Origin of the sequence: Clostridium sp. CM74B_53 (assembly GCF_036318045.1) — a bacterium.
Taxonomy (GTDB): Bacteria; Bacillota; Clostridia; order Lachnospirales; family Lachnospiraceae; genus Pilosibacter.
This window is the reverse complement of the sequence record NZ_JAWQDE010000008.1, coordinates 27436-42482: the sequence shown is the minus strand read 5'-3', so window position 1 is coordinate 42482 and position 15047 is coordinate 27436. Positions and strand designations below refer to the sequence as shown.

The 15047-nt window shown below is 45.4% G+C and carries 10 protein-coding genes and 1 pseudogene; 3 read left to right on the top strand and 8 right to left on the bottom strand.

What is annotated here, in order from left to right; translation table 11 throughout:
- Positions 1–96: 96 nt before the first annotated feature.
- Together V2546_RS08585 and V2546_RS08580 are read left to right on the top strand one after the other, a co-directional pair.
- On the top strand, positions 97–795 hold the full coding sequence (locus V2546_RS08585) for a GntR family transcriptional regulator (protein ID WP_329752064.1): 699 nt from the start codon (positions 97–99) through the stop codon (positions 793–795).
- A gap of 500 nt (positions 796–1295) precedes the next feature.
- Positions 1296–1772, top strand: a complete 477-nt coding sequence (locus V2546_RS08580) for a hypothetical protein (RefSeq protein WP_215703224.1) — start codon at positions 1296–1298, stop codon at positions 1770–1772.
- A 151-nt stretch (positions 1773–1923) separates the two neighbouring features.
- Here the strand turns inward: V2546_RS08580 and V2546_RS08575 are convergent, their stop codons facing one another.
- Positions 1924–3231, bottom strand: coding sequence for a Na+/H+ antiporter NhaC family protein (locus V2546_RS08575; RefSeq protein WP_215703223.1), 1308 nt, complete (start codon positions 3229–3231; stop codon positions 1924–1926).
- 441 nt (positions 3232–3672) lie between these two features.
- On the opposite strand from V2546_RS08575, the gene V2546_RS08570 reads away from it, so the two are divergent.
- Positions 3673–4737 (top strand): LysR family transcriptional regulator, encoded by a 1065-nt coding sequence (locus tag V2546_RS08570; RefSeq protein ID WP_215703222.1) that lies wholly within the window; start codon positions 3673–3675, stop codon positions 4735–4737.
- 98 nt (positions 4738–4835) lie between these two features.
- Here V2546_RS08570 and V2546_RS08565 read toward each other — a convergent pair whose 3' ends face one another.
- The 7 genes and pseudogenes from V2546_RS08565 to V2546_RS08535 all read right to left on the bottom strand — a co-directional run bounded on the left by V2546_RS08565 (position 4836) and on the right by V2546_RS08535 (position 14997).
- Positions 4836–5753, bottom strand: a complete 918-nt coding sequence (locus V2546_RS08565) for an AEC family transporter (protein WP_215703221.1) — start codon at positions 5751–5753, stop codon at positions 4836–4838.
- 305 nt (positions 5754–6058) lie between these two features.
- Positions 6059–7177 (bottom strand): annotated as a pseudogene (locus V2546_RS08560) (AAA family ATPase).
- A gap of 330 nt (positions 7178–7507) precedes the next feature.
- Positions 7508–10903, bottom strand: coding sequence for a leucine-rich repeat protein (locus V2546_RS08555; protein ID WP_329752063.1), 3396 nt, complete (start codon positions 10901–10903; stop codon positions 7508–7510).
- Between the two features lie 80 nt (positions 10904–10983).
- On the bottom strand, positions 10984–11778 hold the full coding sequence (locus V2546_RS08550; RefSeq protein ID WP_118530438.1) for an AP2/ERF family transcription factor: 795 nt from the start codon (positions 11776–11778) through the stop codon (positions 10984–10986).
- Between the two features lie 317 nt (positions 11779–12095).
- The gene (locus tag V2546_RS08545; protein ID WP_215703219.1) at positions 12096–12956 is read right to left on the bottom strand and encodes a tyrosine-type recombinase/integrase; all 861 of its coding nucleotides are present in this window, start codon (positions 12954–12956) and stop codon (positions 12096–12098) included.
- A 175-nt stretch (positions 12957–13131) separates the two neighbouring features.
- The gene (locus V2546_RS08540) at positions 13132–14181 is read right to left on the bottom strand and encodes an electron transfer flavoprotein subunit alpha/FixB family protein (protein WP_118530434.1); all 1050 of its coding nucleotides are present in this window, start codon (positions 14179–14181) and stop codon (positions 13132–13134) included.
- Positions 14182–14211: 30 nt separating this feature from the next.
- The gene (locus V2546_RS08535) at positions 14212–14997 is read right to left on the bottom strand and encodes an electron transfer flavoprotein subunit beta/FixA family protein (protein ID WP_117470189.1); all 786 of its coding nucleotides are present in this window, start codon (positions 14995–14997) and stop codon (positions 14212–14214) included.
- Positions 14998–15047 lie beyond the last annotated feature (50 nt).

Genomic DNA, 15047 nt, shown 5'->3' with positions numbered 1-15047 from the left:
ATTTCATGGTTTCCTGTTTCGACTAACATCACCATCGACAATGAACTGATTTATATTACATTTTCGTTCCTATACCAAATTCAAATGGAGGTTTTTATGGATGACAATCAGCAGAGTCTTCTTGGGACTCGAAAAATACATACTGAGACATATAAAAATCAGGCATATGATCTGATCAAAAATGCAATTCTCTACAACCGTTTCCGCGTTGATGCGATCTATTCTCAGGAGGCGATCTGCACCGAACTCGGTATCAGCAGAACACCTGTCCGTGAGGCTCTTCTTGAGCTTCAAAAGGAAGGTTATGTCAGTTTCGCCCGCGGAAAGGGAGTAAAAGTTGTCCCCGTAACAGAACAGGATGCCGGAGATATTCTGGAGGCACGAATTTTTCTGGAATCTCACAACGCAAAACTTGCTGCCGAGCGAGGTACCGACAAGGAAAAGCTGGCAATCATGGATTGCCTGTCCGAATTAAAGCAGAATCTCTCCTCGCTTGACAGTCGTCTTCTTTACCGGATTGATCATCAGTTTCATCGTCTTGTTGCGAATGCTTCCCATAATGGATGGTTTTCCCGACAGACCAGTCTGATCCTGGATCATTATCTGCGTTTTGAAGTCAAATCTGTCTACAACAATTCCATTGATGGAAAGCTCGTATATAAAGAACATTTGGCTATCGGTGAAGCAATCTTCAAAAATCAGCCTGAAAAAGCAGCTCTGGCAATGCAGCACCATCTCTCCAATTCCTATACTCGCACACTGGGTAGAATCTGGAAAACCACGCCGGAGCGGTAACTGTTATTCACCGACCATATTATGCGAATTTCAAAAAGTCACGGTATTTCCGCTCCCCTTGGTGGAGTGCAGATACCGTGACCATTACACAATCTCCCTAACGACTGCAATTTTCAAAATCCAAATACAAATCCTTTCAAATCTTTCTATCTGATATCTTTGCCATGGTTATGTAAATTTTCCTTGCGGTGCCTCTGTTTCGAATGTGTTTTCTTCGAATAAAGCTCTATCGGCTCACACAAACCTCTCTAATTTTTCATATCCAACATTCATCTTACTCAAAGTATCTTTGACGAAACATTTTTCTTAAACCTCTTACGTTTTTCTTTCTTGCTTGAAGAAAATCTTTCAGATTTGTCCTTTAAATTTCATGTTTTATTGACACTTTAGACACAACTTTATGGTTCAATAGTAGACGTAAGAAAGAGATCTGAAACATCTGTTTCCAAATTCTCTTTCCTTGCAACTACAATTTCAAGTACAGGAAGGAAGCTTTGATTTTGAAAAAGAACTTATTATTGACTGCTGCTTTAGCAGGCGTTCTCGCATTAGCAACCGCATGCTCTTCCCAGAGCACAACCACCGCAACCACAGCTGCACAGACAACTGCCGCTGCAAAGGAGACAGCTGAAGTAAAAGAAACGACCGTTGCAAAGGAAACGGCTGGCACAAAGGAAACGGCTGAAGTAAAAGAAACGGCTGACGCAAAAGAAACAGCTGACGCAAAAGAAACAACTGAAAAAGCCGATGAAGAAAAAGAATCCACGATGACCGGAACGATCAGCGACATCAAGGACTTTATGTTCACGATCACCTCTGACGGAAAGGACTACGCATTTACATTCGATAATGACAAAAAGCCGGAAGGACTCGCAGAAGTCAAAGATGGCGATAAGGTTACTGTAACCTACACAGGTACTGTCAGCGCCGTTGACGCATTCTCCGGTACTGTTGTATCTGTGAAGGCTGCAAAATAATCGCTCCTGATCAACAGAAAAATATGCCTTTTCACGAAGCGAGAAGGTTCCATCGGAATCTTCCGCTAATCAAATCCCCTCACCCCGAAAATGCAGTGCATCTTCAAGGTGAGGGGTATTTCTTTCATTTCTTTCATTTCTTTCATTTCGTTCATTTCTTCCTAAGTCTCACGCCAAAATACCATAGCGGAAGCAGATACAAAAAGACTGCTGCCACAATCGATGTAAGCGGTGCTGACACGGATGCCAGAGGAACTGCACCGGCAATCGACCATGGAACTAACGGTGCGACTACGATCACAGAATTTTCCATATCGATCGCAAATTTCTGAGCGTCCGGCTCCAGTTCCTTGCAGATCTGATCTACCAGCATCGTCGCCAGTGTCTGATTGCAGGCCACCATCCCCGCCACCATGGACGTCATAAGGATCGTACCAAAAACGGTGATTTTTCTGCTCACCGAGCCCATCTTCGATTTTAAACCATTTAAAAGTCCGGTTCCCTCAAAGATACCCGAATAGGAGGACGAAATCGTGATGATCAGTGCCACCCGCACCATGGACATGATTCCGCCGCCGTCGATCATGGACGAGATTGATGGATCCGGAGATTTATAACCGTTGACCAGAATTCCAACGATCAGGAACAGGTCCGTGTGCTGCCAGAAAAGGCACACGCCGAGTGCCGTCATGATACTTGCCAGCATCGCTATCCGCACCTGTACCCGGAAAAGTGATAATACCATGATCACCACCGCCGGAAGAATTGGAATCAGTCCCAGATGGAATACGCCCGAAAAGCTCTCCGTCAGCGACAAATTTCCGGCTTCCGCCGCCGGAAATGCGATTCCGCAGACACCGTAAAAGGCACAGGTTAAAATTAGCGGCACGATGGCCGTCCTCACCATCAGACGGATATTGTCAAAAATATTTGTGTGGGTCAGCTCCGAGACCAGCAGCGCGCTGGTGGATACCGGCGAACACCGGTCCCCGAAGAACACGCCGGAGAGGATCGCGCCTCCCGTCAGGATCTCATTGCACCCCATCGCCTTCGCCATGGTCATGCAGATCACGCCCATGGTCGCCGCCGTTCCGAATGCTGTTCCTGTAAGGACGGACACCAGACAGTTTAAAAGGAATGCCATCAAAATCATTACCGACGGATTCATAAGCCCTGCGCAGTAGGAGACGATCGCCGGGATCGTTCCTGCCGCCCGCCAGAGCGCCGTCAGCATCCCGATGAGTAAAAACGTAATTAAAATATTTTTCGCCGTCTTGATTCCCTTCCAGGACATCCCGAGAATATCTCTGACCGTATAACCGCGGCTCAAAGTGTACGCGAAAAAGATCAGATATCCAAGTGCCAACGCTGCCAGAATCGGGATTCCCGCAAGGATGCACCCGATCAGCGTCACCGCGAACACAACCAGAACGGCCGTCTCACTGGTGTGTACCTTCATAATGTTTACCTCTTCCCTATTTTCTTTCGTGAACCATTCCCTCAACCAGCTGTTCCCTGTTCAGATATCCTGATCCACCTTTATGATTATAGTATACGCCTGGATTTTCCACTTGTCTAACTGTATTTTCCGATATATAATACAGCTAAAAAGCTGTATATAAGTTACAGATTTTATTCTTTTCCACGATTTTCCCAGTTCATTCTGGCTGTCCCGTATCCTTTATGATCAGCACAGCTGATCCGAGACTCTGCACGACACTTACAATTAAACTTTCTTTGTAACTGTTCAGTACCTTCACAGTTACATGCAAAAATCCATTCCAAATCGGCTACGCCGATGGATTTTTGCCTTTTAGCCTAGGTTTTCTTACGGTCAGCGCAGCAAGTGCGCAGACCTACTGAACAGTTACCTTTCTTTTTTATATTCCGGAGGTTTTATATGAACTTTCTTTCCATGGACTACTTTCTCATGACCGCCGAGAAGCGCAGCTTCACAAAAGCCGCCGATGCTCTCCACATCACCCAGCAGACCCTGAGCACCCACATCGCCAATCTGGAACAGGAGCTGGACTGCAAGCTCTTCGTCCGCCATGTTCCCCTGGAGCTCACCTATGCCGGAGAGATCTTTTGGCAGTACGCCGCAGACTTCCAGAAAAAATACCGGGCAATGCAGCACGAATTTGCCGACCTGACTAAAAATGAGCAGGGCATCCTGCGGATCGGCATCTCCTTTACCCGCTGCCACGCCATCATGCCTGCGATCATCACGGAATACCAGCGCCGCTACCCGCATATGGAGATCCAGGTCATCGAAAATGCGAACACTGGACTACAAAAAGACCTGATGGAACATAAGATCGATCTCGCCATCGCGAAGTTCCCGGATTTTCTGCCAGGGATCACTCTGAGCGATTTCTATGAGGAGGAGGTCGTCCTTCTGCTTGCTGATTCTCTGTTTCATGAGGTCATTTCCGATGCCGCCCCAGCAGATTCCCTATTTTTACATCTTCCAAAGACTATCTGCTGCTCCGGCTCTGATTTCACTCATGGCACCGCTGGCACTGTCTCCTTTTCTGTCCAGGATCTCCCTGCACTGACAGATTCACAGCCGGAACCGTTAATGTTAAGAAGCCCGGAAGACTTCTCGATCTTCGAACACTGCCCATTCCTTCTAAACTACGCCACAGACATCGCCGGTCAGCTCGGAAGACACTTCATCACCATGGGCAATTTCAAACCAATCGTAAAGACCCAGTCCGACAATATGGGAATGCTTCTGGAGCTCTGCGCCGCCGGAAAAGGCGCCTGCATCTCCCCACTGAACCTTGCCATGAGCTCCCTCTCCCCTGAGCAGCGCAAAAAAATGCGGATCATCCATCTCGGACGATCCGCCAAATATAAGATCCGCTTCGGTTCTCTGGAACAGCCTTACCAGTGGAAGGCGATCCGGAACTTTATGGATGCCGCAAACGCTGCACTCACCAGAACCGGCACAACCACCTAGCTTTCCGTTCTCTATCGCATGCGGTGTGCCGTTTTTCAAATGAACAAAAATTTCTATCTCTTCTCCCAACTGAAAACGATCGACCTGCCCGGGCCCTCTCACCCTGCCAGATAACACCAGACTGGCAGGGTCAGCATGGACATTAGCGTCGTCATAACCACGCATCTCGTTGCAAACAAGGCGTCGCTGTCATATCTTGCCGCAAAAATCGCCGCCGTAGCTCCGGCAGGCATGCCGGTCATCAGAACGCTGATTCCCAGTGATGTGGCATCAAGTCCAAGTCCAAGTCCAACGACCAGTGCTGCTGCCGGGAGAATGATCAGACGGAATACAGAAAACATGGCTGTATCTTTATTAAAGATCGTTGTAATCTTTACATCCGCCAAAATCGTTCCCACGATCAGCATCGTGAGGGCGCTGTTACAATTCCCAAGATACTTCACTGTCGCCGTGATGACAGCTGGAAGCTTCACCTGAGTCACCATGCAGATCAAGCCCAGATAAATTGCGACCAGACATGGATGTGTCAGCACGTTCTTCGCGACTTTCTTCTTATCCACCTTCTCATCCGCCACAAAATAAGTTGTCCCCACAGACCACATGATGATCCGCATAGGGATCAGGAAAATTGAAGTATACAAAACTCCGATCTCATTATAGATCGCCTCTGCGATCGGATTTCCGAGGAATCCACTCATCGGAACGATCGTGCAGTACTGGAGGACTTTCCTTCTCTGCGGCACATACCTGTTAAAAATGAACTTATTTAAAATCAGGCAGACCGCCTGCATGATCACCGCCGCCAGTAAAAGCAGTGCGCATGACCGGAATATTTCCATGTTGAATTCAATCAGGCACGACTTAAAGATATTACATGGGATCACCACGTTGATGCATAAATCTGTCAGACATTTCTTTCCATTGGCATCGATGATCTCCTTTTTCTTTAAGATTGCTCCGACAATCATCAGTGCAAACAAGGTTCCCTGAAGACTGAATAGATCGAGTAAATTCATGTATCTGCCTCCCGTCTCTTCCTGATGTAAATAAATTTCTGCAGCAACTTTATAGAAACCTTCTCATTGCCCCTGCATGTTTCTTAAATCTATCATAGCACGGTCATGTTTCTTTGTATAACTGTTTTATTCGGTAAAGTACACAGCTATTTATCTGTTTTTCATTCGAATTTCAAAAAAGTCCCCCAATCGTCAGTCTCTATTACAGCCAACAACCGGGGAACTTCCAGGACTCTATTTTTTTTTACCATACAGCGCCTCTTATAAAAAGCGATTCCAAAACACCGCCCCATGCCGGAGATCTTTTACCACCACATCACTCCGCTCTTCACCATGTTCCCTATTTGACTCCACCATATATCCGGCTCCGGTAAAGATTCCCGCCAGAAAAGCATGATAAAAATCTTCCTGGTAATCGTATCGCTCTTCATATCGATAAAAGAGCGGATGATCGCATTATCGCTGGTATTTTTCCAGTAACCCGCCGGTCTTGCGCTTGGATCCGTCTGCAGCCTTGACACATAGTTCATAACGTCCCACGGACAATAGATATCAAATTCACCGAAATGGTAACCATCATACCAGGCTTTTACCGTTGCAAGCTGATCTTCCCTCTTTGCATCTGTCAGGATCTGGTCCACTTCTTTCTGTGTAAATCCAAAGTATTCATTCAGACGGGTATCAGAGATCGTATCAGAAACAAAATTATTGGTCCCGGTAAAAATACTCTCTTTCGATACACGAAGGCATCCGGTTATCACCGCAAACTGCAGGGATGTGTTGTCCTTCAGCGCCGTACTCATCATTGCCCGGATGATCTCCAGCATCTCGTCATAGTATTTGTGACTACTCGCCTTCGCTAGCGACACATCATACTCGTCTAACAGCAGGATGACCTTCTTTCCATAATGCATCTCCATCATCCGCATCAACACGGACAGGCTCATCTTCAGCATGGCATCCGTCGGTCTGCCCTACACTACATTCGCAAGCTGACCGAATATTTCCCGTTCATTTTCATTTACCCGCTCACTCTGTTTCAAATAGAAATGCTCATTGTAAAGCGCCGCGATCTGCATTCTGAGCATATCTTTTGCCGACTCAAAACTTAGACCATCCACGTCTTTTAAGCTCAGAAAAATCACAGGGTACTGGTTCATCCACTCTCTGCAGATTTTATTATTTTCTGCGATCTTCAATCCCTCAAACAGCTCACTGCTGTCCTTCCGAACATCAAAAAAACTCGCCAGCATACTCATCCCAAGTGTTTTTCCAAATCAGCGCGGCCGGGTAACAAGAGTCACCTGTGTCGAAAATGTCTTTAGAAGTTCTTCGATTAATCCAGTTTTATCGACATAGTACGATCCAGTTTTTCTAATCTCTTCAAAATTGGATACTCCTACCGGGATGTTTAGTCTCTTCATTTTCGCTCCTCACATTTAAACGTGATTTCTATACTGCCTTTCGCTTAAATTTTAGCATTTTCCTATATCAACTTTCTGTTTGCATTCTGCTATTTTTTATTGGCTTTCATAAACATTCTCTTTGCTTTTCGAGAGCTTATAGTGTTATGATAACATGAATTAACTTCAAACACAGCACCTGCTGCCGGACCACGTTCAGCTTTTCCTACGCGTTCTCCATATAGAGAAACAGAACCAGATATCCCCTTTTCAGAGAATACCAGGTTCTGTCCTCTACATCTGCTTTTTATGAATTCATCTCAGCAAAACCATTCAATGAATTCTGCATTTTTATTTACCAGTCCATGCCCCGTCCGGACCAACTTCATATCCATCCGGTGTAGTCGTGTTTGCAAGCATTGCGCCCTGCGGCTGCTTCATACCTTCACTGAAGTAGTACCACTTTCCGTCGATCAGATGCCAGCCAGTGTACATATGTCCCTGACTTCCGTCAGCCTGATTATGCAGGTAATACCAGATTCCATTGTCTTTGATCCAACCGGTCTGCATGTAGCCGTTCTCATCGAAGTGATACCACTGCTGTTTTCCATTCCAGCCGATCAGTTTCCAGGAAGACTTCGGATAGCTTCCGTCCTTCGCCTCAAACCACCAGCCTTTTTCATTCCGCTTCCAGAATCCTTCCAATGTGGAGGCTGATACCAGGCTTGTCTTCCTCGTCGTACTGGATGCCGGTTCGTCACTATCATCGCTGTCGGAACTGTTAGTGTTAGCTTTTGCTTTTACCGTTACAGTGATCGTCTTCGTTGCGGAAGCTCCCTTGCTGTCGGTTATCTTATACATTACATGGTAAGTGCCAGCCTTTGTGGTGTCGACATCGTTTGCAATCACCTCGATCTTTGCTGTCAGATCTCCATCTTCCGCATCCGCAGCTGCCACATTCTTCTTTGCATCAAAGCTGTCGCCTGCGGTCAGGGTTACGTCCTTTGCGCTGATTGTCGGAATGGCATTTAATGTCTCCATCTTCGGGTTGACTGTAACCGTGATGGTCTTCGTCACAGTCGCTCCATCACTGTCCGTTACTTTATAGATTACTTTATAAAGTCCCGCTTTCTTGGTATCCACATCATTATAGGTGATCTCGATTTTGTCTGTAAGATCCTCATCTTCCTCATCCCAGGCAGTGACTCCATCCTTCGGGTCGAACTTATCCTCTACCGTTAAGGTTATGTCCTCTGCAGTAATTACCGGTACGGAATTCATTACCAGCGCTTCCGGCATGACATCTACTTCAACCATGCAATCTACAGAATGGTAATTTTTATCATCCGGTGTGTATACTGCCTCAAACTTCTGGAGCCCATATTCCTTTAAAATGGTTTTAGGATTCTTCCACTTAAACTCCTTTGGTAAGCCTTTTACCTCAGAAAGTTTCTGCCACTGGTCAGCAATCAGTCCCGTAGGAAGCATCTCTTCATAGGCCGGCTCTGCCTGCTTGATCATCATTGTCACCGGAACGATAAAGGCCGTTCCATTATTTAAGGTAATGTACACCTTTTCACTATATTTTCCAACTGCATTATCTGTTTTAGGTGTAATCGTAACTTCCCTACCTGTCACACCAATATCAAAAATCGTATCATCTGAACAAAATGCCGTGATAGAGAACTCTTCCGCGTTGCTGCTGGTCGCGATCACAGTCTTAGGCTCTGCATCTTCTTTATATTCAACACTGCCAAACGCAACGGAATCCGGTGTTACTTTATAACTGCTCTTGATCCACTTTGCATAATATGTATGCCCTGACTCCGTTGTTGTTACTGCATGCCCATTAAATTCAGCATTATCATACCACTCTGCACAATATCCATCTTTTACAACAGCGTCTATGCCATTTGCCTGATCCAAAACGATTCCGCCGTTTGCAACAAGAATAATTCCTGCGTCATTGCTTATTCCCGAATCAGATCTTGCTTTTTGGGCATCCCTGTTATTGGCAACGTAAATTACACAATTTTTATTAAATTTATTTACAGATCCACCAGTATAACCTGTATTAGTATCATCTCCAAAACACTGGGATCCAAATGTAACATTCTCAGCTTTTGACAAATCAAGTCTATCAAGGTTTGCGCAACCTGCGAACATCTTGCTCTGAAGCTCAACATTTTTTCCAGTAAATTTGGCATTCTTAATACCATGATTGGAACGGAATGCTGCCTCTTTTTTGTCAGAAGCCTTTGTATTTTTTGCCGTTACAATCAAATTTTCCGGCACATTGTTCTTAGCGAAGCAATACCCATCAAATTCATAGCTATTTCCACTGATGGTCAATGTCTGCAGTGAGTTTGTTGCAATTCGATTAATATTTTTAGCGATCTCGCTATCCCCATCCATGGACAGTTTTTTTAACCCGGTCAGCTCATTAATCCTTCCGCTTATAGTGCCCTTTGCGTTGATCTCCTCAAGATTTACTGCTGCTGTTTCCCCTGGCTGCCCAGTCTCTTTAAACGAATTATTCATTGCAACACTTGTGTTTTCTGCCGTTTCAATATAAGAAAGACTGCTGCACCCAGTAAATGAATTACCATTTAATGCCACATTATCGGAATCTATATATATTTTTTCCAACTCGGCGCAGCGTCCAAACGCTCTTCCATCCACTAATCTCACTTTCTTCGGCAGTATTAACTCCCTTAATCCTGAATCATAGAATGCATACCCAGAAATCTGTGTTACATTCTTTAAATCAATGTTTTTCAAACTTGATGTGCCCGAAAATGCATTCGTACCGATCTTTTCAATCGATTTACCCAATGTTATAGATTCCAGTGCGTTACATCTACAAAACATTGCATTCGGAATTTCTGTTCGTTTGTCTTCTACTACTACTTCTCTTAAACCAGATCCATTAAATGCATTAGAGTTTGCACCACGCATTCCAAACTCCCAGCTGTCCTTAATTGTGACACTGTCAAGATTCGGTATCTCTGCAAATCCATATGCGCCAATATATTTAAGATTCGACCACTCATCAAAATTTACTGAAAACATAGTTTTGCGAAATGCAGCACAGCCAACACCTTCAAAGCTGGACGGAAGCCATTTCTCCAGATCTATACCTTCTCCAAGACTTGTACATCCATCAAACATGCTCGTCGGCACATATCTTCCCTTATATATGTTTGTATTTGAATCTGAATCAACCAACTCAGGGGCTTCGAAATTTTCCGGCCATGTAACTGTTGTAAGCGCTGTGTCATTACGGAAAATACAATCTCCCAAACTCTCTACACTAAGAGGAATATTTGCTTCCTCTAAATTTATCATATTGCTGAATGCCCATGATCCAATCGAAGTTATGCCAGATTCCATTTCTACTTTTTTGATGGAGTCCAAATAGTCCTTCCACGGTCTGTTATCTTCTGTGTTATTTATTGTAAAATCAGCCATACGGCCATTTCCACTAATTCTTAGAGTATAGAATTCCTCCGCTTCTGAATTCTTTTCCAGACTCCATTTGGTTGACTCCGTAAAATTACCCTCCTCATCAACAGGTCCGCAGTTTCCACTTAAAACTTCAACCGTTGCCTCTGAAGATTGATTTACGATCTGCTTTGTCTGTACTGTCTCCGCATACCCCGCCATCGGAGTCACTGCCATCGCCGCCGTTGCGGTAAGCAGCACTGTCAGCATTTTCTTTGATTTGATCAACTTCATCTTCTTCATACTGTCCCTTCTTTCTGATTGATACCTTTGTATCCTATCCACACATTGATCAATTACTTGTACACATACCTTTGGGTGAATCATTCTGCAAGAACTTCTTCCATCTGCTTTTCTGCTCCTACGGCACATGAAGGAATTTCATTGCCTGAAGTCTTCTTTTTCTGTGCCTGAAAGCTTCTGATAAACGGATCATACAACTCTTTCTCCGCCTTCACCCTCGCCTGCACCGCCTCATTAAACGCAGTGAAGGTCCCAAGATTGTAGACTTTTCCCTGAAATCCGATGCTGGCCCGCCAGGTTCCGTTGGATCTCCGATATACACCGCGGTGACCGCTGGTGTTGTTGACGCAGGTCTTTCGGCACGCGATGCGCTCCACGCAGGTTCCGTCCACAAAGTGAATTGCCTTGCGCATATTTTTCTGTCGGGTTTCATTGCGGAAACAGCCGCAGCTCTTTGTCTTTCCGTCCCTGAGATTTTCCTTCTGACAGACGCATACATTTCCGCAATCACACCTGCAAAGCCACAGATCCTGCAGTCTGCCCAAAACCCCAGCATTTTCTTCTGCTATTTTTCCAGGTTCTCCTTCCTTGCCAGTACCATAGACTGAAATCTCATCTTGATTCGCCAGCCGCAGGACCACAAGTCTCCCGTACCTCTGCCCGGTAAGATCCAGCCAGCGGTTCGTCATCCTTTTTTTTCGCAGACAGCCACAACTCTTCGTATGACCGTTTTTCAGATGGGATTCCTGGACAAGACAGACTCTGCCACAGCCACACTGGCATTCCCAGTATTTCTTTGAATCTTTTCCCCGGTAAGCCAGCTTCTGAACCACCAGATTTCCAAACTTTTTCCCGACCATGGTATCCTGCATCATCCGTTCGCCTCTATTCATGACATAATGGGTATTATGTCGTATTGGAAGTTCTACTTTTTTTAATCATCCAGTATCTGAGGTGTAATCAGAATACCAAATGATTAAAAATTCATATGTGTACATAAGTTATCATATCACGAACGGTCTCGAAATACAATAAATTTCAGTGAATCCGAGCTCTTTTTGGCATATTTAGTTAATGCGTCATTACGGCAACGAAGAAATGGAGATAAAAATTCCGAAGATCTCAGCGCCACCGCATGACATAATACCCATTATGTCATAACGGCTGTTCTCCTTTTTTAATCTCTTCCGTCTTATTTTTTTTCTGCCCCGCCCCATGATTCGTTCCCTGCGAGTCCCAGTTCCAGCTCTCGCGCACACGCCTCCTCACTTGTGATCATCGTATACCGTCTCGTCGTCTCGATACTGCTGTGTCCCAGATAATCTGCCAGTCTCACGAGATCCCGTTCTCTCTCATAAAAGCATCTCGCAAACAGGTGTCTCAGATTGTGTGGAAACACCTTTGACGGCAGTACTCTCGCCGGTTCGCATAATTCCTTCATCTCCACCCAGATATTTCTCCGGTCTACCGGATTTCCATTCTTTGTGGCAAATATTATCCCGCTTGTGATCCTGTTTCTCCGGCAATAATCCCGCAGAAATATCACAAGAGACCTCGCCATAAGAATCACTCTCTGTTTTCCTTTAAAATAGATCTCTATTTTCTGTCTCGATAGTGTCTCCACCGTCAGATACCGAAGTTCACCGATCCGCATTCCTGTCGCCGCGATTGTCCTCAGAATTCCGGAAAGCCGCTCTCTCTTTTCCGAAACTGCTGCATTTAACAGCCTGTAATATTCTTCCTTTCCAAGCTCCCTGCTCTTCTCCCGAAAGATCTGCTTCTGTACCCGGCAGGTGTGGATAGAGAATTCCGCCTGTCCTGCCCATTTCAGATATGAATTCACTGCCGTGATCATGGAATTTACACTCGATATCTTCCATGCATTCAAAATATATGATTTATACTCCATCATCAGCTCCCTGCTGATCTCTCTTCCGTTCGAAAACTGTAGAAAATTCTCCGCATCCCGCAGATATTTTCCTACCGTATTCTCACTCATCTCCCTGTCCCTCAGATATTCCCCGTACTCTCTAAGTTCACTCATATACAACATAAAAAATCCTCCATTTATCAGTCTTCTATCATTATAATCAACAAACGAAGGATAAACCAAGGACACCATAATGCAAAAATCCCCGCCCGGAAACCCGGACGGGGATCATCACCTGTTGTGACACTACCGGCAGAATCACTCTGCCTACTTTATATACATTTACAATTCACGTAAATTATTTAGCTGCTGCAGCCTTTGCTTCTTTGATCTTCTCTGTCAGCATCGGAACGATCTTGTTTAAGTCGCCTACGATACCGTAGTCAGCTACATCGAAGATCGGAGCGGACTCATCTTTGTTGATCGCAATGATGATGTCAGACTCTTCCATACCAGCTACGTGCTGGATAGCACCGGAAATACCGATTGCGAAGTATACGTGCGGACGAACAGTCTTACCAGTCTGTCCTACCTGAAGATCTTTCGGCTTCCAGCCGGAATCTACAACTGCACGAGAGCAGCTTACTGTACCGCCAATAGCCTCAGCGAGGTCATCAAGCAGTTTGAAGTTCTCTGCGCTGCCAACTCCACGGCCACCGGAAACAAGGATCTTTGCATCCATGATATCAGCTACGTCGGATACTGCCTTAACGATCTCGAGAATCTCAACGTACTTGTTGTCCGGAGTGAAGCCCGGGTTGAATTCGACAATTTCAGCTTTTCTGCCAGCCTCACGGTCAAGCTTCTGCATAACGCCTGGACGTACTGTAGCCATCTGCGGACGGAATTCCGGGCAAGCGATTGTAGCGATCGTGTTGCCGCCGAATGCCGGACGGGTCATAAGGAGCTGACCATGTTTCTGCTCTTTACCCGGCATAGCTACGAGCGGGAAATCTCCGATATCGAGCTGTGTGCAGTCTGCTGTAAGACCTGTATGGATACGTGCGCAAACACGCGGGCCAAGGTCACGACCGATTGCTGTAGCACCGATTAAGAAGATGTCCGGCTTGAACTCGTTGATAACAGATGTGATCGCATGAGTATACGGCTCAGTTCTGTAATCTTTTAATTCTGGATCGTCAACAACGATAACTTTGTCTGCACCGTACTCACCGAGTTCGTCTGCAAGACCTTTTACGTTGGAACCAACTAAAACTGCTGTTACAGTTGTTCCTAAATCTTTTGCCAGGTCTTTACCTTTACCGATCAGCTCCAGAGCGATGCTGCTGATCTGATTGTCTACCTGCTGTGCAAAGACATATACACCCTTATATTCTGCTAAATTCATCACTTTTCACCACACTTTTCTTTTTTTGAATTAAAGTACATGTTTCTCAGTAAGTTTCTCAACAATGTAATTTGCAGCTGCGGACGGATCAAGGTTTGTCTCCTTAACGCCTGCACCCTTTCTTACTTTGTCGGAAGCCTTAGCGATCTGAGTCGGGGATCCCTTAAGACCAAGGTTGGAATCAAGGACATCTTTCAGATCTTTTCTGCCCCAAACGGTGATCTCTTTCTTGTATGCATCGAAGATTCCGCCCGGAGTCATGTAACGCGGCTCATTTAATTCAGAAAGTGCTGTAATTAAGCACGGCATTTTAGCCTTTAACATCATGTATCTATCATCGAACTGACGCTTAACGATTACGGAATCGCCATCGATCTCGATGCCCTCAGCATAGCTGATTACCGGAAGACCAAGGTGCTCAGAGATCTGCGGACCTACCTGAGCTGTATCACCATCGATAGCCTGACGGCCTGTGATGATGAGGTCATAGTCAAGGTTTCTTAAAGCACCAGCGATTGTCTGGGATGTAGCCCATGTATCAGCACCGCCGAGAACACGGTCTGTAACAAGGATACCGTTATCAGCGCCCATAGCCATAGCCTCACGAAGAACTTCCTCAGCCTTCGGAAGACCCATTGTAACTACTGTAACTTCTGCACCATACTGATCTTTTAAGCGAAGAGCTGCCTCCAGACCAGCTTTATCATCCGGGTTCATGATTGTGAGCATAGCTGCTCTGTCAAGTGTTCCATCCGGTTTGAACTTTACGCCGCCCTTAGTATCCGGCACCTGTTTTACACAAACAACGATTTTCACTGTATTTCACTCCTTATTTTCATTTATAGTTATGATCTTCCAGCTGTTAA